The 16,779-nt window shown below is 73.3% G+C and carries 19 protein-coding genes; 8 read left to right on the top strand and 11 right to left on the bottom strand.

Annotated elements, in window-relative coordinates; genetic code table 11:
• The first annotated feature begins 129 nt into the window (after positions 1–129).
• The 3 genes from AB0O91_RS18845 to AB0O91_RS18835 all read left to right on the top strand — a co-directional run bounded on the left by AB0O91_RS18845 (position 130) and on the right by AB0O91_RS18835 (position 4,140).
• Complete coding sequence (locus tag AB0O91_RS18845) at positions 130–1,407, top strand: PTS transporter subunit EIIC (protein ID WP_363434141.1); 1,278 nt, start codon at positions 130–132, stop codon at positions 1,405–1,407.
• 382 nt (positions 1,408–1,789) lie between these two features.
• Positions 1,790–2,857, top strand: coding sequence for an LLM class flavin-dependent oxidoreductase (locus tag AB0O91_RS18840; protein ID WP_363434138.1), 1,068 nt, complete (start codon positions 1,790–1,792; stop codon positions 2,855–2,857).
• Positions 2,854–4,140 (top strand): LLM class flavin-dependent oxidoreductase, encoded by a 1,287-nt coding sequence (locus AB0O91_RS18835; RefSeq protein WP_363434135.1) that lies wholly within the window; start codon positions 2,854–2,856, stop codon positions 4,138–4,140. Before AB0O91_RS18840 ends, AB0O91_RS18835 begins: the two co-directional genes overlap by 4 nt.
• A 10-nt stretch (positions 4,141–4,150) precedes the next feature.
• Here AB0O91_RS18835 and AB0O91_RS18830 read toward each other — a convergent pair whose 3' ends face one another.
• The gene (locus tag AB0O91_RS18830; RefSeq protein WP_363434132.1) at positions 4,151–4,897 is read right to left on the bottom strand and encodes an MBL fold metallo-hydrolase; all 747 of its coding nucleotides are present in this window, start codon (positions 4,895–4,897) and stop codon (positions 4,151–4,153) included.
• Between the two features lie 228 nt (positions 4,898–5,125).
• The gene (locus AB0O91_RS18825) at positions 5,126–5,314 is read right to left on the bottom strand and encodes a MerR family transcriptional regulator (RefSeq protein ID WP_363434129.1); all 189 of its coding nucleotides are present in this window, start codon (positions 5,312–5,314) and stop codon (positions 5,126–5,128) included.
• A gap of 189 nt (positions 5,315–5,503) precedes the next feature.
• On the opposite strand from AB0O91_RS18825, the gene AB0O91_RS18820 reads away from it, so the two are divergent.
• The gene (locus AB0O91_RS18820; RefSeq protein ID WP_363434126.1) at positions 5,504–5,968 is read left to right on the top strand and encodes a type II toxin-antitoxin system PemK/MazF family toxin; all 465 of its coding nucleotides are present in this window, start codon (positions 5,504–5,506) and stop codon (positions 5,966–5,968) included.
• 7 nt (positions 5,969–5,975) lie between these two features.
• Here the strand turns inward: AB0O91_RS18820 and AB0O91_RS18815 are convergent, their stop codons facing one another.
• The 7 genes from AB0O91_RS18815 to clpS all read right to left on the bottom strand — a co-directional run bounded on the left by AB0O91_RS18815 (position 5,976) and on the right by clpS (position 10,888).
• Positions 5,976–6,944 (bottom strand): cysteine synthase, encoded by a 969-nt coding sequence (locus AB0O91_RS18815; protein ID WP_363434124.1) that lies wholly within the window; start codon positions 6,942–6,944, stop codon positions 5,976–5,978.
• Between the two features lie 73 nt (positions 6,945–7,017).
• Positions 7,018–7,296 (bottom strand): MoaD/ThiS family protein, encoded by a 279-nt coding sequence (locus tag AB0O91_RS18810; RefSeq protein ID WP_363434122.1) that lies wholly within the window; start codon positions 7,294–7,296, stop codon positions 7,018–7,020.
• A 121-nt stretch (positions 7,297–7,417) separates the two neighbouring features.
• Positions 7,418–7,537, bottom strand: coding sequence for a putative leader peptide (locus AB0O91_RS18805; RefSeq protein WP_317621128.1), 120 nt, complete (start codon positions 7,535–7,537; stop codon positions 7,418–7,420).
• 150 nt (positions 7,538–7,687) lie between these two features.
• Positions 7,688–8,119 carry a M67 family metallopeptidase gene (locus AB0O91_RS18800; RefSeq protein ID WP_363434119.1) on the bottom strand — a complete coding sequence of 144 codons (432 nt, stop codon included), beginning with the start codon at positions 8,117–8,119 and terminating at the stop codon, positions 7,688–7,690.
• A 141-nt stretch (positions 8,120–8,260) separates the two neighbouring features.
• Positions 8,261–9,703, bottom strand: a complete 1,443-nt coding sequence (locus AB0O91_RS18795; RefSeq protein ID WP_363434116.1) for an amino acid permease — start codon at positions 9,701–9,703, stop codon at positions 8,261–8,263.
• A gap of 231 nt (positions 9,704–9,934) precedes the next feature.
• Positions 9,935–10,510, bottom strand: coding sequence for a DUF2017 domain-containing protein (locus tag AB0O91_RS18790; protein ID WP_363434114.1), 576 nt, complete (start codon positions 10,508–10,510; stop codon positions 9,935–9,937).
• An 84-nt stretch (positions 10,511–10,594) separates the two neighbouring features.
• Complete coding sequence (gene clpS, locus AB0O91_RS18785) at positions 10,595–10,888, bottom strand: ATP-dependent Clp protease adapter ClpS (protein WP_363434112.1); 294 nt, start codon at positions 10,886–10,888, stop codon at positions 10,595–10,597.
• Between the two features lie 140 nt (positions 10,889–11,028).
• On the opposite strand from clpS, the gene AB0O91_RS18780 reads away from it, so the two are divergent.
• Together AB0O91_RS18780 and AB0O91_RS18775 are read left to right on the top strand one after the other, a co-directional pair.
• A complete protein-coding gene (locus AB0O91_RS18780) occupies positions 11,029–12,345 on the top strand; it encodes a nicotinate phosphoribosyltransferase (protein ID WP_363434109.1) in 1,317 nt (438 codons plus the stop codon).
• Positions 12,346–12,654: 309 nt separating this feature from the next.
• Positions 12,655–13,248, top strand: a complete 594-nt coding sequence (locus AB0O91_RS18775) for an isochorismatase family protein (protein WP_363434106.1) — start codon at positions 12,655–12,657, stop codon at positions 13,246–13,248.
• Positions 13,249–13,328: 80 nt separating this feature from the next.
• On the opposite strand, the gene AB0O91_RS18770 is transcribed toward AB0O91_RS18775, so the two are convergent.
• Positions 13,329–14,342: a hypothetical protein gene (locus AB0O91_RS18770; protein WP_363434104.1), complete on the bottom strand. Its 1,014-nt coding sequence runs from the start codon at positions 14,340–14,342 to the stop codon at positions 13,329–13,331.
• Between the two features lie 256 nt (positions 14,343–14,598).
• On the opposite strand from AB0O91_RS18770, the gene AB0O91_RS18765 reads away from it, so the two are divergent.
• Complete coding sequence (locus tag AB0O91_RS18765) at positions 14,599–15,195, top strand: hypothetical protein (protein ID WP_363434101.1); 597 nt, start codon at positions 14,599–14,601, stop codon at positions 15,193–15,195.
• A gap of 495 nt (positions 15,196–15,690) precedes the next feature.
• Positions 15,691–16,143, top strand: a complete 453-nt coding sequence (locus AB0O91_RS18760; RefSeq protein ID WP_363434098.1) for a hypothetical protein — start codon at positions 15,691–15,693, stop codon at positions 16,141–16,143.
• A gap of 63 nt (positions 16,144–16,206) precedes the next feature.
• Here AB0O91_RS18760 and AB0O91_RS18755 read toward each other — a convergent pair whose 3' ends face one another.
• Positions 16,207–16,773, bottom strand: coding sequence for a DinB family protein (locus AB0O91_RS18755; RefSeq protein WP_363434095.1), 567 nt, complete (start codon positions 16,771–16,773; stop codon positions 16,207–16,209).
• Positions 16,774–16,779: the final 6 nt, after the last annotated feature.

Below are 16,779 nucleotides of genomic sequence, written 5' to 3'. Positions count from 1 at the left end.
CGGGGTTCCCCGGCTTCTCCACCCGTGCTACAAACTGGTCTACACCACACGTGGTGTAGACCAGTTCGCGGTTGGCCCCCTGTGCCTTCTCCCCCCGACCGACCGCCATGCCGTTAGGAATCCACCCCCATGAGTCAGTCTGCGCAGGCACCGGCGCCCGCCACGGCTCCGGCCTCGCCCAGCCCCGCCAAGCAGTTCGGTCAGAACGTCCTCCAGGGTCTGCAGAAGATCGGTCGCAGCCTCCAGCTGCCCATCGCGGTGCTCCCGGCCGCCGGTCTCCTGGTGCGCCTCGGCCAGCCCGACGTGTTCGGCAAGGACGGCCTCGGCTGGGACAAGGTCGCCGCGGTCTTCGGCGCCGCCGGCAACGGTGTCTTCGGCGCCCTGCCGATGCTGTTCGCGGTGGGCATCGCGATCGGCTTCGCCAAGAAGGCGGACGGCTCCACCGCGCTCGCCGCACTGGTCGGCTTCCTGGTGTACCAGAAGGTGCTCACCGCCTTCCCGGTCACCGAGGGCCACATCGTCGACAACAAGTGGGTCGAGCCGGTCTACCAGGACCCGGGCGTGCTCGGCGGCATCGTGATCGGCCTGCTGGCCGCGGTGCTGTGGCAGAAGTACCACCGCACCAAGCTGGTCGACTGGCTCGGCTTCTTCAACGGCCGCCGCCTGGTCCCGATCATGATGGCCTTCGTCGGCACCGCCATCGGTGTGCTGTTCGCCCTGGTCTGGGGCCCGGTCGGCGACGCGATCAAGAGCATGAACGACACCCTGATCGGCGCCGGCGCGTTCGGTGCGGGTGCCTTCGGCCTGGTCAACCGCGCTCTGCTGCCGGTCGGCATGCACCAGTTCGTGAACTCCTTCGCCTGGTTCCAGACCGGTGACTACACCGGCCCCGACGGCGTCGTCGTCCATGGTGACCTGCACCGCTTCTTCGCCGGTGACCCGACCGCCGGACAGTTCATGTCGGGCTTCTACCCGATCATGATGTTCGCGCTGCCCGCCGCCGCGCTGGCCATCGCCCACGCCGCCAAGCCGCACCGCCGCAAGGCCGTCACCGGCATGATGGTCTCGCTCGCCCTGACCTCCTTCGTCACCGGTGTCACCGAGCCGATCGAGTTCTCCTTCGTCTTCATCGCCCCGGTCCTGTACGTCATCCACGCGGTCCTCACCGCCGTCTCGATGACCGTCACCTGGGCGCTCGGCGTGCACGACGGCTTCACCTTCTCCGGTGGTCTGATCGACTACGCACTCGCCTGGAGCAAGGCCACCGAGCCCTGGCTGATCATCCCGATCGGCCTGGTCTTCGCGGCGCTGTACTACTTCCTCTTCCGCTTCGCGATCACCAAGTTCGACCTCAAGACCCCCGGTCGCGAGGACGACAACGAGATCGAGGACGTGACCAAGGCCTGAGGCCCGCGTCACCCCCGCTCCCGAAGGCCCCGCCCCACCGCCGCTCCCCCGGCGGCCGGGCGGGGCCTTCCGCGTGTCCGGCCGCCGGGGAAGGCGGTTGACGAACCGACGGAAGCCCTGGTCAACTGAACCGGTGAACGCCTCGTGCCCGCTGGTCACCCGCAGCCACATCGACTTCGGTCGCGTGTGGTCCGCGGCGTGTCGCGGCTGAGCTGACCGTTCCCCCGCCGCCGCCCGGCTGACGTCCCGCCCGGCACCGGCCTCCTCCCCTCCGCCCGCACGGGCCCCGCCCGTCCACGGGCCGTCACCGCGCGACCGCGCACCCGCCCCCGCACCGACCGGGGCGCGGCGGCGCATCCGCACGAGGAAAGTCAGGCTCGCCATGCCCCGCCAGTTGCACCTGTCCGCCGCCCTCGACGCCGCCGCCGGCACCCCCGGCCGGCTCGACGCCGCCCACTACGCCGGTCTCGCCCGCCTCGCCGAGCGGGCCACCCTGGACTTCGTCACCCTCGACGACTCCTTCGCCGCCGAACCCCGCCGCCCCGACGCGCTCGCCGCCCTCGCCCGGATCGCCCCGCTGACCTCGCGGGTCGGGCTGGTGCCCACCGTCACCACCACCCACACCGAGCCCTTCCACACCTCGATCTCGCTCAACACCCTGGACTGGGTGAGCGAGGGCCGGGCCGGCTGGCTGGTCGGCGTCTCCGACACCGAGGCCGAGGCCCGGTCGTTCGGCCGCCGCCCGGTCGCCCCCGCGGACGACCTGTGGGCGGAGGCGGCCGACGCCGCCGAGGTCGCCGCCCGGCTCTGGGACAGCTGGGAGGACGACGCCGAGATCCGCGACACCGCCACCGGCCGGTTCGTCGACCGCGACAAGCTGCACTACATCGACTTCGAAGGACGGCACTTCTCGGTCCGCGGGCCGTCCATCACCCCGCGCCCGCCGCAGGGCCGCCCGGTGGTCGCGGTCCCGGTGGCCGCCGCCGACCTCGCCCGGGACGCCTCCGCCGGCGGCCGGGCCCGGGTCGCCACCGCGATCCGGTACGCCGACGTCGTGCTGCTCGACGCCCCCGACCGGGCCGCCCGGCTCACCGCCGCGACCGAACTGCGGCTGCGCTCCGGCGAACAGCTGCGCATCCTCGCCCGCCTGGACGCCGCCCTGCCCGACCGCGCCGCCGAGCAGCGGCTGCTCGCCGAACTCACCGCCCCCGGCACCGGCGTGGACGGCTTCCACCTCGTCCCCGCCGCCCCCGAACGCGACCTCGCCGTGCTCGCCGACCGCGTCGCCCCGGCCCTGCGCAGCGCCGGGCTGCTGCGCCCCGGCTACACCGGCCGCACCCTGCGCGACCACCTCGGGCTGACCCGCCCGGCGAGCCGCTACGCCGCCGCCCCCGCCGGCTCCCCCGCCGCGTCCCCCGCCCGCGCCGCCCTCGCCGAGGTGACCCGATGACGGACCGTCCGCTGAAGCAGATCCACCTGGCCGCCCACTTCCCCGGCGTCAACAACACCACCGTCTGGAGCGATCCGGCCTCCGGCAGCCACATCGAGTTCACCTCCTTCCGCCACCTCGCGCAGACCGCCGAGCGCGGGAAGTTCGACTTCTTCTTCCTCGCCGAGGGCCTGCGGCTGCGCGAGACCAACGGACGGATCCACGACCTGGACGTGGTCGGCCGCCCCGAGTCGATCACCGTGCTGAACGCGCTGGCCGCCGTCACCGAACGGATCGGCCTGGCCGCCACGGTGAACGCCACCTTCAACGAACCGTACGAACTCGCCCGCCGCTTCGCCTCCCTGGACCACCTCTCCGACGGCCGGGCAGCCTGGAACGTGGTCACCTCCTCGGACGCCTTCACCGGCGAGAACTTCCGCCGCGGCGGCTACCTCGACCGTGCCGACCGCTACACCAGGGCCGCCGAATTCGTGCAGCTGGCAAGGGAGTTCTGGGACGCGGACGAGCGGCCCGTGCACCACCGCGGGCCCCAGTTCGAGGTCGAGGGCCGGCTCTCGCTGCCCCGCCCGCCGCAGGGCCACCCGGTGGTCATCCAGGCCGGCGACTCCGACCAGGGCCGGGAGTTCGCCGCCGCCACCGCCGACATCGTGTTCAGCCGGCACTCCCACTTCGCCGACGGCCGGGCCTTCCACGCCGACGTCAAGCGCCGGCTGGCCGGCTACGGGCGCAAGCCGGACGAGCTGAAGATCATGCCCGCCGCCACCTTCGTGCTCGGCGACACCGACGCCGACGCGGCCGAGCGCGCCGCCGAGGTCCGCCGGGCCCAGGTCGGACCGCAGACCGCGATCAACCACCTGGAACAGGTCTGGGGCATCGACCTGTCCGACCACGACCCGGACGGCCCGCTGCCGAGCGTCGACCCCGACCCGGACAGCGCCCTGGTCCAGGGCCGGGTCCGGATCGCGGACCCGGTGGGCGTCGCCGCCCGCTGGCGGGCGCTGGCCGCCGAGAAGGGGCTGAGCAGCCGCGAGCTGGTCATCGAGGTCACCGGCCGGCAGTCCTTCATCGGCTCCCCCGCCACCGTCGCCCGGGAGATCGACCGCTTCGTGCAGCACGACGCGGCCGACGGCTTCATCCTGGTCCCCCACCTCACCCCGGGCGGCCTGGACGAGTTCGTCGACCGGGTCGTCCCGCTGCTCCAGGAGCGCGGCGTCTTCCGCACCGACTACACCGGGTCGACCCTGCGCGACCACCTCGGCCTCCCGGTGCCCGGGCGGCGGTGAGGGCCGGTCCTCAGACCTCGTACACCGCGCCGGCCCGGGCCAGGTCGACCGGGCCGGGGTACGCGGCCACGGCGTCCAGGCGGTTGCGCTCCGGGTCGGTCCACGGCGGGATGTGGGTGAGGACGAGTCGGCGGGCCCCGGCGGCGGCCGCGTGCTCGCCGGCCTCCCGGCCGTTGAGGTGGACGGCCTTGAAGGTGTCGCGGCCGTCCAGGTACGCGGCCTCGCAGAGGAACAGGTCGGTGTCGCGGGCGAGTTCCACCAGTTCGGGGCACTCACCGGTGTCGCCGGAGTAGACGATCGAGCTGCCGCCGTGCTCCAGTCGGAAGGCGAAGGCGTCGACGGGGTGGTTGACCTGGGCGACGGTGATCCGGAACGGGCCGAGCCCGAAGCTGCCCGGGGTGAGCGTGCGGAACTCGAACACCTCCTTCATCCCGGGCTCCTCCGGCATGTCGTACGCCCGGGCGAGCCGCTCGGCGGTGCCGGTCGGCCCGTACACCGGGAGCAGTTCGGGGCAGCCCCCGGCGCGGTAGTTGCGGGCGACCCAGTAGGCGCACAGGTCGATGCAGTGGTCCGCGTGCAGGTGGCTGAGCAGCACGGCGTCGACGTCGTAGAGGCCGGTGTGCTGCTGCAGCGCGCCGAGGGCGCCGTTGCCGAGGTCCAGCACCACGCGGTAGCCGTCGGCCTCGACCAGGTAGCTGGAGCAGGCCGAGTCGGCGGACGGGAAGCTCCCCGAGCACCCCACCACGGTCAGTTTCATCCGAGCCCCTCCGCCCCGACACGTCCTGGCTGCTGTTGGGCTGCTTCTCGTGCCGGTGGTGCGGCACGGAAGACAGCATGGAAAACGGCAGGCCGGGCCGGTGGTCCGGCCGGTAGCACTGCGTTGGTGTGTCGAGGGTAAGGGCGGACCGGCGCTTTGCCCCCGTCCCCGTGCCGGGCTGTGGCTGGAATCACCCAGACCGACGGGGGCGGGGGCGCTGCCCCCGGATCAGCGGTGCCGGGGGCGGTTGCGGGCCCAGGTGCGGATGGTCCCGGGGTACCAGCGGGGGTGTCCGCCGGCGTCGACCACGTCCGGTTCGGGCAGCAGTCCGTGCCGCCGGTAGTTGCGGACGGTCTCGGGCTGGACGTTGATGTGCCGGGCGATCTCGGCGTACGACCAGAGTTCGTTCGGGTTCACGAAAGCACCTCCGGGGGGACGGGGGCGGGACGTTCGTGAGCAGCCTTTCCGGACGGCACCGGGGCACAGCCGACAGAACGGGTGTCGTGGCGGTTTCGTGACGAACCGGAAGCACCGTACGGACAAATGCCCAACCGTCACGACGGCCTCGGTGGTGGCGTTCACCACCGGCCCGGTACGGTTCGCCGCATGACAGGCATCTGGGTGGTCCTCCTGCTGGTGGGCGTCGCCGTGCTGGCGGCCGTCGCGGGCGCGCTGGTGCGGCGCACCCGTCCGGCGCCGCGTCCGACGAGCCCGACCGGCCCGACCGGCCCGCGGCCGCGCCCGGGCCGCGGGGCCGCCCCGGAGCCGCAGGAGGTCTGGTGGGCGGAGGTGCCGTTCGAGGACGGTCCGGGGGCCAAGGACCGCCCCTGCCTGGTGCTGCGGGTGCACGGCCGGACCGCCACCGTCGCGAAGATCACCAGCAAGCACCACGCCGAGCGCCCGGGGGTGCTCCCGCTGCCGCCCGGTGCGGTGGGCGACCGGCAGGGCCGGGCCAGCTGGCTGGAGACCGACGAGCTGCGCGAGGTGCCGCTGTCCGCCTTCCGCCGCCGGGCCGGCACGGTGGACCGGCAGCTCTGGGCCCGGGCCCAGCGGGCCCTCCAGCAGCGCTAGGGCGGCGCTAGGCCCAGAGCTGGCCCTGCAGCGCCTCGACCGCCGCCTCGGTGGTCTCGGCCGTGTAGATGCCGGTGGAGAGGTACTTCCAGCCGCCGTCCGCGACCACGAAGACGATGTCGGCACGCTCCCCGGCGGCCGCCGCCTTGCGGCCGACGCCGATCGCGGCGTGCAGGATGGCGCCGGTGGACACGCCCGCGAAGAGGCCCTCCTGCTGGAGGAGTTCGCGGGTGCGGCGGACGGCGTCCGCGGAGCCGACCGAGAAGCGGGTGGTGAGCACCTCGGCGTCGTAGAGCTCGGGCACGAAGCCCTCGTCGAGGTTGCGCAGCCCGTACACCAGGTCGTCGTAGCGCGGCTCGGCGGCGACGATCCGCACGCCGGGGACCTTCTCGCGCAGGTAGCGGCCGACGCCCATCAGGGTGCCGGTGGTGCCGAGGCCGGCCACGAAGTGGGTGACGGCGGGCAGGTCGGCGAGGATCTCGGGGCCGGTGGTGGCGTAGTGGGCGCCCGCGTTGTCGGGGTTGCCGTACTGGTAGAGCATCACCCAGTCGGGGTGCTCGGCCGCGATCTCCTTGGCCATCCGGACGGCGGTGTTGGAGCCGCCGGCGGCCGGGGAGGGGATGATCTCGGCGCCCCACATCCGGAGCAGTTCGCGCCGTTCCTCGCTGGTGTTCTCGGGCATCACGCAGACCATCCGGTAGCCCTTGAGCTTGGCGGCCATGGCGAGCGAGATGCCTGTGTTGCCGCTGGTGGGCTCCAGGATCGTGCAGCCGGGGGTGAGCCGGCCGTCGGCCTCGGCGCGCTCGATCATGTGCAGCGCCGGGCGGTCCTTGATCGAGCCGGTCGGGTTGCGGTCCTCCAGCTTGGCCCAGAGGCTCACCAGCCCCGCGTCGTTGCCGGGGACGGCGGCGGACAGCCGCGGCAGGCGGACCAGCGGGGTGTTGCCGACGGCTTCGAGCGGACTGTCGTATCGCAAGGGAGGCCTCCGGCCACGGCGGTGAGGGTGAGGAGGGCCGGCTCCCCCGCCCCGCGGCGGGGGAGCCGGGTGGTCAGCGGGCGCCGCCGGCCACGGCGGGCAGGATGGTGACGCTGTCGCCGTCGGCGAGGGCGGTGGAGATGCCCTCCAGGAACCGGACGTCCTCGTCGTTCAGGTAGACGTTGACGAAGCGGCGCAGCTCGCCGCCGTCGACCAGGCGGGCGGCGATGCCCGGGTGGCGGGCGTCGAGGTCGGCGAAGAGTTCCCCGAGGTTGCTGCCGTTGCCCTCGACGGCCTTGGCGCCGTCGGTGTAGGTGCGGAGGATGGTCGGGATGCGGACCTCGATGGCCATGGGTGCGCTCCTGTGCGAGTCGTGGAGGTGGGTGGGCCGCAGCGGGCGCGGCGGGGCGGAGGGTGCCCGGGGCTCGACGCCGCCGGGTCGGCGGCGGGGCCCGGGTCGGGCGGGGCGGCTCTCAGCGCGAGCGCGCGGGCGTGCCGGGACAGATCGCGCCGGCGTGCCGGCACAGGTCGATGTGCAGGCGCGCCACGAGGCGGGTGCCCGGGGCCTGGTTGCTCACATCGACGGAACGCATGGGCTCATCGTATAGATTCCCGGGCCCGCTCGGACATGCCCGTCCCAGGATCCGGATGTTGTTGTTCCAAGTGCTGGGATTCTCCGGGGACGGCGCGGGCCCGCCGCCCGCCGGTGGCGGGTCGACGGGCCTCGTCCGGGCGGGTGCGGGTCAGACCGGGTAGGCCTCGACGACCTGGACGTCTTCCTCCGTGATCTCGCCGTCCACGATGCGGAACGAGCGGAACTGGTAGGGGTCGTCCTCGCCGTTGCCGTCGGCGGTGGAGACCAGGACGTAGTGGGCGAACGGCTCGGAGGCGTAGCTCACGTCGGTGCGCGAGGGGTAGGCCTCGGTGGCGGTGTGCGAGTGGTAGACGATCACCGGTTCCTCGTCCAGGTCGTCCATCGCGCGGTAGAGCTTGAGCAGGTCGCCCGAGTCGAACTCGTAGAAGGTGGGCGAGCGGGCGGCGTTGAGCATCGGGACGAACCGCTCGGGCCGGCCGCTGCCGGCCGGTCCGGCGACCACGCCGCAGGCCTCGTCCGGGTGGTCGGCGCGGGCGTGGGCCACGATCCGGTCGCGGATTTCTCGGGTGATGGTCAGCATGCCGGCCAGGATGCCACGCCCCGGTGGCCGGCCGCCGGGGCGTCCGAGGCCCGGTCGCCGGGTGTCCGCCACCCGGTCGCCCGCCGTCGCGGGGGGTCCCGGAGCGGCGGGCGCCCGGGCGTTCCGGGGGGGGAGGCCCGGTCAGCCGTCCTTGCGGGCGTGCAGGTGGTCGTGGGCGGTGCCGTGGACGGCCTGCGGGTTGCGGCGCCTGAGCACCTGGTAGCCGATCAGCAGCAGCAGCGCCCAGAACGGGAAGACGTACAGCGAGATCCGGTTGTCCTTGTCGAGTGCGATCAGCACCACGACCATGGCCAGGAAGGCCAGCGCGGCCCAGCTGACCCAGACGCCGCCGGGCGCCTTGAAGGTGGGCGGCGGCAGGTGGCCGGCCTGCCAGGCCTTGCGGTAGCGGATCTGGGAGATCAGGATCATCGCCCAGGTCCACAGCCCGCAGACGGTGGCGACCGAGGTGATGTACTCGAAGGCCCGGGCCGGGACGAGGTAGTTGAGCACCACGCCGGCGCCCATCAGCAGGCAGGAGAGGGTGATCGCGAAGGCCGGGGTGCGGCGGCGGTTGAGCTTGGTGAGCTGCCCGGGGGCCTGGCCGCGCAGGGCGAGGTCGCGCAGCATGCGGCCGGTGGAGTACATCCCGGAGTTGCAGGAGGAGAGCGCGGCGGTGAGCACCACGAAGTTGATGATGCCGGCCGCGGCCGGGATGCCGATCTTGCCGAAGGCGGCGACGAACGGGCTGACGCCGGGCTGGAACTCCCGCCACGGCACCAGCGCGAGGATGATCGTCAGGGCGCCGATGTAGAACAGCGCGATGCGCCAGGGCAGGGTGTTGATGGCGCGCGGCAGGGTCTTCTCGGGGTTCTCGCTCTCGCCCGCGGTGACGCCGACGAGTTCGACGCCGAGGTAGGCGAACATGACGATCTGCAGGGTCATCACGGTGGCGCCGATGCCCTTGGGGAAGAAGCCGCCGTCCTGCCACAGGTGGGTGATCGAGGCGGTGTCGCCGGCCTTGCTGAAGCCCAGGGTGAGCACCCCGATGCCGATCAGGATCATGCCGATGATGGCGGTGACCTTGACCATGGAGAACCAGAACTCGATCTCGCCGAACAGCTTCACCGAGATCAGGTTGGCCGCGTAGAGGATGACGAGGAAGGTCAGCGCGCTGGCCCACTGCGGGATGCCGGGCGCCCAGAACTTCACGTAGACGGCGGCGGCGGTGGTCTCCGCCATCCCGGTGACGACCCAGAACAGCCAGTACGTCCAGCCGGTGACGTAGCCGGCGAAGGGGCCGAGGAACTCCCGGGCGTACTCGGCGAAGCTGCCGGAGACCGGGCGGTAGGTGAGCAGTTCGCCGAGGGCGCGCATGATCCCGAAGATCACCAGGCCGGCCACGGCGTAGGAGAGGATCAGGCTGGGCCCGGACTTGGAGATCGCGGTGCCGGCGCCGAGGAAGAGTCCGGTGCCGATGGCGCCGCCGATGGCGATCATCTGGATCTGGCGGCTGCCGAGGCCCCGCTCGTAGCCCTCTTCGTCCGGTTTCCCGTCGACCACCTGGTCGTAGGTCTGCTCGGCCATGGTCACCGTCCTGGGTGGGTCTCGTTTGTGGGGAGAAGTCGTACCACGCACGATCCGGATACCGGTGTTCATCTGAGCGATATTTGAGCATGACCTGTGACGGTTTGCCCGATTTATGCGAAAATACCCCGGCTGATCGTCCACATGCTGGACGGAACGGCCGGGGCCTGCCCGAAAACGGGCACGATCGCCGGGCGGCGCGGAGGGAACCGCTCCGCTTCCGGCCCTCGCTCAGTCGGTGATCGCCTCCAGCAGCGACTCCTGGAGCGCCCCCAACCACAGGTAGGCCATCACCAGCGGCTTGCGCTCGTCGCTGTCCGGCAGTTCGTAGAGGCCCTGCTCGTCCTCGTCGGCGACCTCCAGTCGCACCCCGAGGGTCAGCCGCAGGTCGTTGAGCGCGCCCAGCCAGCGCAGGCAGTCGGCGGCGGGCAGCTTGAGCACCCCGCCGGCGCCGCCGAGGCCGTCCAGCGAGCGGACCACCTGCAGCGCGTCGTCCCGCTTGCGGGCCCGCAGGTCGAGCTCGGTGTAGCGGCGGAACTCGGCCGAGGCGGCCCGCACCTCCTCGTCCGCGGGCGCCGCCGGGTCGCCGTAGGCGTCGGGGAACAGCCGGGCCAGCGCCGGGTCGGCGGGCGCCTCGGTCGGGCCCTCGGCGAACAGCGCCGCCAGCGGGTCGTCCCCGTGCCCGCCCGGGCCGGGGCCGATCAGCTCCAGCATCTGCACTTCCAGCGAGCGCAGGATGGAGGCCTCCACCTCGTCCAGCGCGATCGCCGCGCCGCCGTCGCCGGTGCTCTCGAACAACCCAGCCATCTGTATCGGTCAGCCCGTCTTCGTCGTCTTCGGCCGCGCCGCCCCGCGGGCGGGCGGTCAGTCACTGGTCCGCCGGGTGGGCGGTCAGTCGTGCTGCAGCGTCGCCCACAGGCCGTAGCCGTGCATCGCCTGGACGTCCCGCTCCATCTCCTCGCGGGAGCCGCTGGAGACCACCGCCCGGCCCTTGGTGTGCACGTCCATCATCAGCTTCCGGGCCTTGTCCTTCGGGTAGCCGAAGTAGGCCTGGAAGACGTACTGGACGTAGCTCATGAGGTTGACCGGGTCGTTGTGCACGATGGTCACCCACGGCGTGTCCGGCTCGGCCACCGGCTGTCCTTCGACCTCCGGGCGCTCGATCTCCACGGGCGCGACACTCACCGACGGGCCTCCTCGTTGCACACTCGTCCGTAACTCCTCACGCCCCATGCTGCCATCCGGGGGACACCCGGGCGATTCCGACCCGGGTCGCGCCACGAGAAATCGTCAATCTGACGCTAAGTGGTAGTAGCATCATCCTCATGGACGCCACTTCAGTGCGCGCGGCCGGCTCGACCGCGCTGCTCACCGACCGCTACGAGCTCACCATGCTGCAGGCCGCCCTGCGCAGCGGGGCCGCGCACCGCCGCTCCGTCTTCGAGGTGTTCACCCGACGCCTGCCCAGCGGCCGCCGCTACGGCGTGATGGCCGGCACCGGCCGGGTGCTGGACGCCGTCGAGAACTTCCGCTTCGACACCGCCCAACTGGACTGGCTGTCCGCACAGGGCGTGGTCGAGGACGACACCCTGCGGTTCCTCGCCGACTACCGCTTCCGCGGCGACATCCACGGCTACCCCGAGGGCGAGGTCTACTTCCCCGGATCGCCGGTGCTCACCGTCGAGGGCAGCTTCGCCGAGACGGTGATCCTGGAGACGGTGATCCTGTCGATCCTCAACTTCGACTCGGCGGTCGCGGCCGCCGCCTCCCGGATGACCGCCGCGGCCGGCGGCCGGCCGGTGATCGAGCTGGGCGCCCGCCGGGCCCACGAGCAGGCCGCCGTCGCCGCCGCCCGGGCCGCCTACGTGGCCGGCTTCGCCGCCACCTCCGACCTGGAGGCCGGCTACCTGCACGGCATCCCGACCGCCGGCACCTCCGCGCACGCCTTCACCCTGGTGCACGACAGCGAGCGGGACGCCTTCCGGGCCCAGGTCGAGTCGATGGGCAAGGGCACCACCCTGCTGGTCGACACCTACGACCTGGGCGAGGCCGTCCGCACCGCCGTCGAGGTGGCCGGCCCCGAGCTGGGCGCGGTCCGGATCGACTCCGGCGACCTCATCCTGGCGGCCCACCGGGTCCGCCGTCAGCTGGACGAACTCGGCGCCGGGAACACCCGGATCATCGTCACCTCGGACCTGGACGAGTACGCGATCGCCGCCCTCGCCGCCGCCCCGGTGGACGGCTACGGCGTCGGCACCAGTCTGGTCACCGGCAGCGGTCACCCGACCTGCGCGATGGTCTACAAGCTGGTCGCCCGGGCCGAGACCCCGGACGGCCCGCTGGTGCCGGTCGCCAAGCGCGCGGCCGGCGGCAAGACCAGCATCGGCGGCCGCAAGTGGGCCGCCCGCCGGCCCGACGCCGAGGGCGTGGCCGAGGCCGAGGTGGTCGGCACCGGAGCGGTCCCGGAGGAGCTGCGGCCGCACCTGGTGCAGGTCCCGCTGGTGCGGGCCGGCGAGACCGTCGGGCGCGAGCCGCTGACCGCCGCCCGCGAGCGGCACGTCCGGGCCCGGGCGGCGCTGCCGCTGTCGGCCACCCAGCTCTCCAAGGGGGACCCGGTCATCCCCACCGAGCTGATCGACTGATCAGCCCCGCCCGGCGTCCGCGCGGCCCGGCCGGCGTCAGCCCCGACCGGGGTCCGCGCGGCCCGGCCGGCCGGGCGCCGGTCCGACGGCGGGGCGCCGGGCCCGGGCGGCGGGGCGCGGGGCCGCTCCCCGCCCCGCCGCCGGGAGCCCGAAGAGCGGCCCCAAGCCTTCCGCGACCGCGCGCCACTCCCTAGAGTCAGCCGTAGAGTTCCCCGGGTCCCCGCCCGGGCCGGCCGGGCCGAACCCGCCGGCGTCCGCGAGGGCCCCACCCACCGGGGCGCACCGCCCCCACATCCGAGGATGCGAGCCATGCACCGGGCACTGATCGTCGTCGACGTGCAGAACGACTTCTGCGAGGGCGGCAGCCTGGCCGTCGCCGGCGGCGCCGAGGTGGCCGCCGCCATCACCGACCTGATCGCCGAGTCCTCCGCCGGCTACCACCACATCCTCGCCACCCGCGACCATCACATCGACCCGGGCGACCACTTCTCCGCCGAGCCGGACTACGTCTCCAGCTGGCCGGTGCACTGCGTGGCCGGGACGGAGGGCGTGGGCTTCCACCCCAACTTCGCGCCCGCGGTGATCTCCGGGGCGGTCGAGGCGGTCTTCGACAAGGGCGCCTACTCGGCGGCCTACAGCGGCTTCGAGGGGCTGGACGAGAACGACCGCGGCCCGGTGGAGTGGCTGCGCGAGCGGCAGGTCGACGAGGTCGACGTGGTCGGCATCGCCACCGACCACTGCGTCCGGGCCACCGCCCTGGACGCCGCACGGGCCGGTTTCACCACCCGGGTGCTGCTCGACCTCACCGCCGGGGTCGCCCCGGGGACCACCGCCGCCGCGCTGGAGGAGCTGCGGGCGGCCGGGGTCGAGCTGGTCGGCGCGCCGGTGGTCCGACCGGCCTGAGCCCGGGCCCGACCAGGGCCGACCCGGTTCCCCGACCCGGGTCCCCGACCTGGTTCCCCGTCCCGGGACGCGAACCGGTCTCAGACCACCATCAGCTCCACCACGTCCGTCCCGCCGACCCGGTAGGCCTCCCGCAGCTCGCCGCCGACCGCCTCCGGATCGGCGGCCAGCCGGGCACCGGAGACGTAGACCACCCGGATCCCCAGGTACTCCATCCGGTGCTGACCGCCGCGCACCCAGGCGGCCTCGCCCTCGCTGACGCAGCGCAGGTCCGAGTCCACCTCCACCGCGACGCCCTGCTCCGGCCAGTAGAGGTCCGGGACGCCGATGTAGGTGCCGCCGCACATCCGCAGCTCCGGAGCGACCAGCGGGGCGGGCAGCAGCCACTCGTCCACCAGCCGGTCGACCCGCTCCAGTACGAACTCCCGCTCGGCGGCGAGGAGTTCGTCCAGGGCGGCGCGCACCTGGGGCTCCTCGGTCAGCCCGGACTCGATCAGCTCGGCGGCCAACTCCCGTACCGTGCAGCGGTTCTCGGGACGGGCGACGGCCTCCCGGAGGACCTCGCGCACCGGCGCCGGAGCGCCCGTGAGGGCCCCGTCCACGGTCCACTCGTACAGCGCGTCCGCGACCGCCCGGGCGACCGGCGCGCAGGCCAGGCCGTGCACCGAGCGTGCCACCAACTCCCGTTCGGTGCGCCGGATCCGCACCTCGCCGACGTCCTTGAGCCGACGCTGGCGGGGCACCAGCACGTCCACTCCGGTCACCGCCGGCAGCCGCGGCACGGCGGCGAAGCCGTACAGTGCCAGTGCGGCCGCGCCGGTGATCACCGCGCCCGCGCACCGGCCCTCCTCCCGGCCGCTCTGCGCCGCGTACAGCAGCGCGGCCCACATCCGCTGCTCCGGGGTGGGCTCGCCGGACTGCAGCAGGTAGACCCGGGGCAGCAGCCGCTGCCAGGGGCCGCCCCGGCGGCAGTGCTCGGTGATGACCCGGGCCGGCACGCCCCGGGCGCGCAGCTGGCTGGCGGTGACGACGTTCTGCTGACGCTTCGCCAGCTCCTCCAGGGACGGCGGCGGCGACGGGATCCGGTAGCTCATGCGCCCACCATCCCCAACCCCCGCAGCCCGTGTGGCACAGCCTGACGCACTGTTACGCAACCGTCGCGAAACCGGGATCAGCCCGCACTAAAGTCCGCATACCCTCACTCATTTGGAGTAAATGCCGTTCATATTGCTATCGGATCTGATCGAAAACGATTGCCGACCTGGTCGCCTGACCCAGAGTGATCAAGGGCATACGGCGAGGGACCCTCCGGGCGTCAATCGCACCCCTGGGATTGCCTAGGCTTACGTCATGTCACGTGACGAGACCGCCGGCCTCCGCGCGGCCCAGCTCCGCCTCGGCCGTCTGCCCGGATACGTCCGCCGCCCGGACCCGGCCCGCCGGAGCGGTGAGAAGGGCCATACGTACAAGAAGGGCTGGGAGGTCCGCTTCACCGCCCGGAGCGAGGCCGAGATAGCAGAGATCCGCGACCTCGTGGTCGCCGCCGGGTTCGCCCCGGCCAGACCCTTCTTCAAGGGACACCAGCTCATCCAGCCGGTCTACGGCATGGCGGCCGTGCAGGCCTACCTGGCCGCTAGACAGGCGGCCGAGGAACACGCCGAACGGATCGAACTCGGCCGCCGACGGCGCGCGGCGGGGGCGCACGCGGGCGCGACGCACACCGGAGGGGGGCGCCCGGGCGGCGGGCACGCCACCGGTGCACCCGTCGGCCACCGCTGTGACCGCGAGGAAGCCGCCGCGGGAGCCGCGGCAGCAGCCGCTGCGGCCGCAGCGGCGGCCGCCCAACTGGCCCGCCGCCGGGCCGTCGAGTCCTTTCCCGCCCAGGCCGAACGCGGTCGCACCGCCGACGACCGGCTCTCCCCCATGGAGGCCCGCCCGAACCCCTGACCGGGCGGCACCACCCCCGCCCCACCCCGCGCCCCGGTCGCCGCTGGCCGCCGGGGCGCACCCGACGCACCCACCCCCACCCGCCCCGGCGCAACCCCCACCGTGAGTGCGGTTGCGCAGACGGTTGTGCGGACACGACTTCGCGCCCTGAGCGTGGACGCGGGACCCTCCAGGCCCTACGGTGGCACCTCGACCGCCCTGCGACCGGCACCCTCCTACCACCTCTGACCAGCTGCGACACGCTCGCACCTACGTCCTCCGCAGCACTGCGCACCCCCCTCCGACCGGCCCTCGACCGCCGCCGGACCGAACCTCCAGCGGCCCTCCAGCGGCAGTACCGCCGCCGCGTCGCAGCGGCTGTCACCCGAACCGGACGGGCAGCGGTGGGATCCGGGCATTCCATCGGATTGGTCACCCAGTGCACCGAGGGCCTACCGTAGAGTGAGCACAGATGATCGACCGTCAGAAACCCATCTCCCTTTCCGAGAAGACGAGATGACCAACCGTCACACGAGCGCCGCCGAGCCTCCCCCGGGGCCCGGCGAACCGGAGGACGTACCGCTGGAGTTCGCCGCCTTCTGCGAACTCCACCGGCCCCGGTACCTCAGCTACGCCCGGGTGTGGCTGACCGATCCCGCGAACGCGGCCACCGCCGTCCAACAGGCGTTCGCCGAAATCGCCGTCCAGTGGCGGGAGTTGCTCACCACCCCGAACCCCACCGCGCTCGCCTGGCAGATCCTGCGCGGCACCGTCGCCGAACACACCCGGCCGGAGACCGTCACCCCGGCGCCGGCCCCGGACCGCCACGCCGCCGACGACGACCTGGCGATCCTGCACTACGTCGTCGGCCTCGCCGCCCCCGAGATCGCCGACGTCATCGGCACCGACACCGCCAGCGTCGCCGGCCGGCTCCGGCGCACCATGCTCCACGAGGCCTCCGGCTGGTGACCTTCGGTGCCGTCGGCCCCGGGTGGGCGGGCCTGGGGCCGGCGGGCCTGGTGCCGGTGGGCCTCAGGCCCGCGCGCCCGTCACGTCGAACAAGTGGTGCACCGGGTCGTGCACCAGGTAGCGGGCGAAGGACCCGACCGTGAACCGCGCCCCGTCACTGCGGACCCCGGTCCGGTCCCACTGCTCCCCCGCCACCGCCTCGAACGCCGCCGCCAGCGCCTCCCCGGCCGCCGCCAGCTCCCCGGCCACCACCTGCGGCCGCTGCTCCCCGTAGCGCTCCGCGACCGCCGTCCCGTCCTGGTCCCAGTTCGGGAACAGCGGGCCGTCCTGATCGAGCATCAGGCCCAGCCGGACCAGGAACAGCCGGAAGACGTCCCGGACGTGACAGGCGTACTCCAGGGCGGACCAGACCTCCGGCCGGGGCCGACGGCGCAGCTCCCCCTCGTCCCCGGCCAACACCGCCAGCCACCCCTGCGCATTGGCCCGGACCATCCCGGCGACCTCCGTGACGGCCACCCTCGGCGTGTCCAACCCGCAGTCAGGGCAAGGGCGTTCCAGCACCCAGGTCCAGTCCTTGACGTCGGGGACGATCGGGTCGACGGGGCTCGCCAGGTTCTCAGGAGTGCTCATGGGCCC

The organism is Kitasatospora sp. NPDC089797 (assembly GCF_040684795.1).
Taxonomy (GTDB): Bacteria; Actinomycetota; Actinomycetes; order Streptomycetales; family Streptomycetaceae; genus Kitasatospora.
Note: the sequence above shows the minus strand (reverse complement) of the source record. Positions and strands in the feature narration are given on the sequence as shown.

What these genes read in the sequence shown, in the direction of transcription:
- AB0O91_RS18810 (WP_363434122.1), bottom strand. Translation starts at nt 7,296, where the DNA reads ATGGCCATCGAGGTCCGCATCCCGACCATCCTCCGCACCTACACCGAC.
- AB0O91_RS18755 (WP_363434095.1), bottom strand. Translation starts at nt 16,773, where the DNA reads ATGAGCACTCCTGAGAACCTGGCGAGCCCCGTCGACCCGATCGTCCCC.
- AB0O91_RS18835 (WP_363434135.1), top strand. Translation starts at nt 2,854, where the DNA reads ATGACGGACCGTCCGCTGAAGCAGATCCACCTGGCCGCCCACTTCCCC.
- AB0O91_RS18795 (WP_363434116.1), bottom strand. Translation starts at nt 9,703, where the DNA reads ATGGCCGAGCAGACCTACGACCAGGTGGTCGACGGGAAACCGGACGAA.
- AB0O91_RS18780 (WP_363434109.1), top strand. Translation starts at nt 11,029, where the DNA reads ATGGACGCCACTTCAGTGCGCGCGGCCGGCTCGACCGCGCTGCTCACC.
- AB0O91_RS18760 (WP_363434098.1), top strand. Translation starts at nt 15,691, where the DNA reads ATGACCAACCGTCACACGAGCGCCGCCGAGCCTCCCCCGGGGCCCGGC.
- AB0O91_RS18775 (WP_363434106.1), top strand. Translation starts at nt 12,655, where the DNA reads ATGCACCGGGCACTGATCGTCGTCGACGTGCAGAACGACTTCTGCGAG.
- AB0O91_RS18805 (WP_317621128.1), bottom strand. Translation starts at nt 7,537, where the DNA reads ATGCGTTCCGTCGATGTGAGCAACCAGGCCCCGGGCACCCGCCTCGTG.
- AB0O91_RS18800 (WP_363434119.1), bottom strand. Translation starts at nt 8,119, where the DNA reads ATGCTGACCATCACCCGAGAAATCCGCGACCGGATCGTGGCCCACGCC.
- AB0O91_RS18830 (WP_363434132.1), bottom strand. Translation starts at nt 4,897, where the DNA reads ATGAAACTGACCGTGGTGGGGTGCTCGGGGAGCTTCCCGTCCGCCGAC.
- AB0O91_RS18840 (WP_363434138.1), top strand. Translation starts at nt 1,790, where the DNA reads ATGCCCCGCCAGTTGCACCTGTCCGCCGCCCTCGACGCCGCCGCCGGC.
- AB0O91_RS18790 (WP_363434114.1), bottom strand. Translation starts at nt 10,510, where the DNA reads ATGGCTGGGTTGTTCGAGAGCACCGGCGACGGCGGCGCGGCGATCGCG.
- AB0O91_RS18770 (WP_363434104.1), bottom strand. Translation starts at nt 14,342, where the DNA reads ATGAGCTACCGGATCCCGTCGCCGCCGCCGTCCCTGGAGGAGCTGGCG.
- AB0O91_RS18845 (WP_363434141.1), top strand. Translation starts at nt 130, where the DNA reads ATGAGTCAGTCTGCGCAGGCACCGGCGCCCGCCACGGCTCCGGCCTCG.
- AB0O91_RS18820 (WP_363434126.1), top strand. Translation starts at nt 5,504, where the DNA reads ATGACAGGCATCTGGGTGGTCCTCCTGCTGGTGGGCGTCGCCGTGCTG.
- AB0O91_RS18765 (WP_363434101.1), top strand. Translation starts at nt 14,599, where the DNA reads ATGTCACGTGACGAGACCGCCGGCCTCCGCGCGGCCCAGCTCCGCCTC.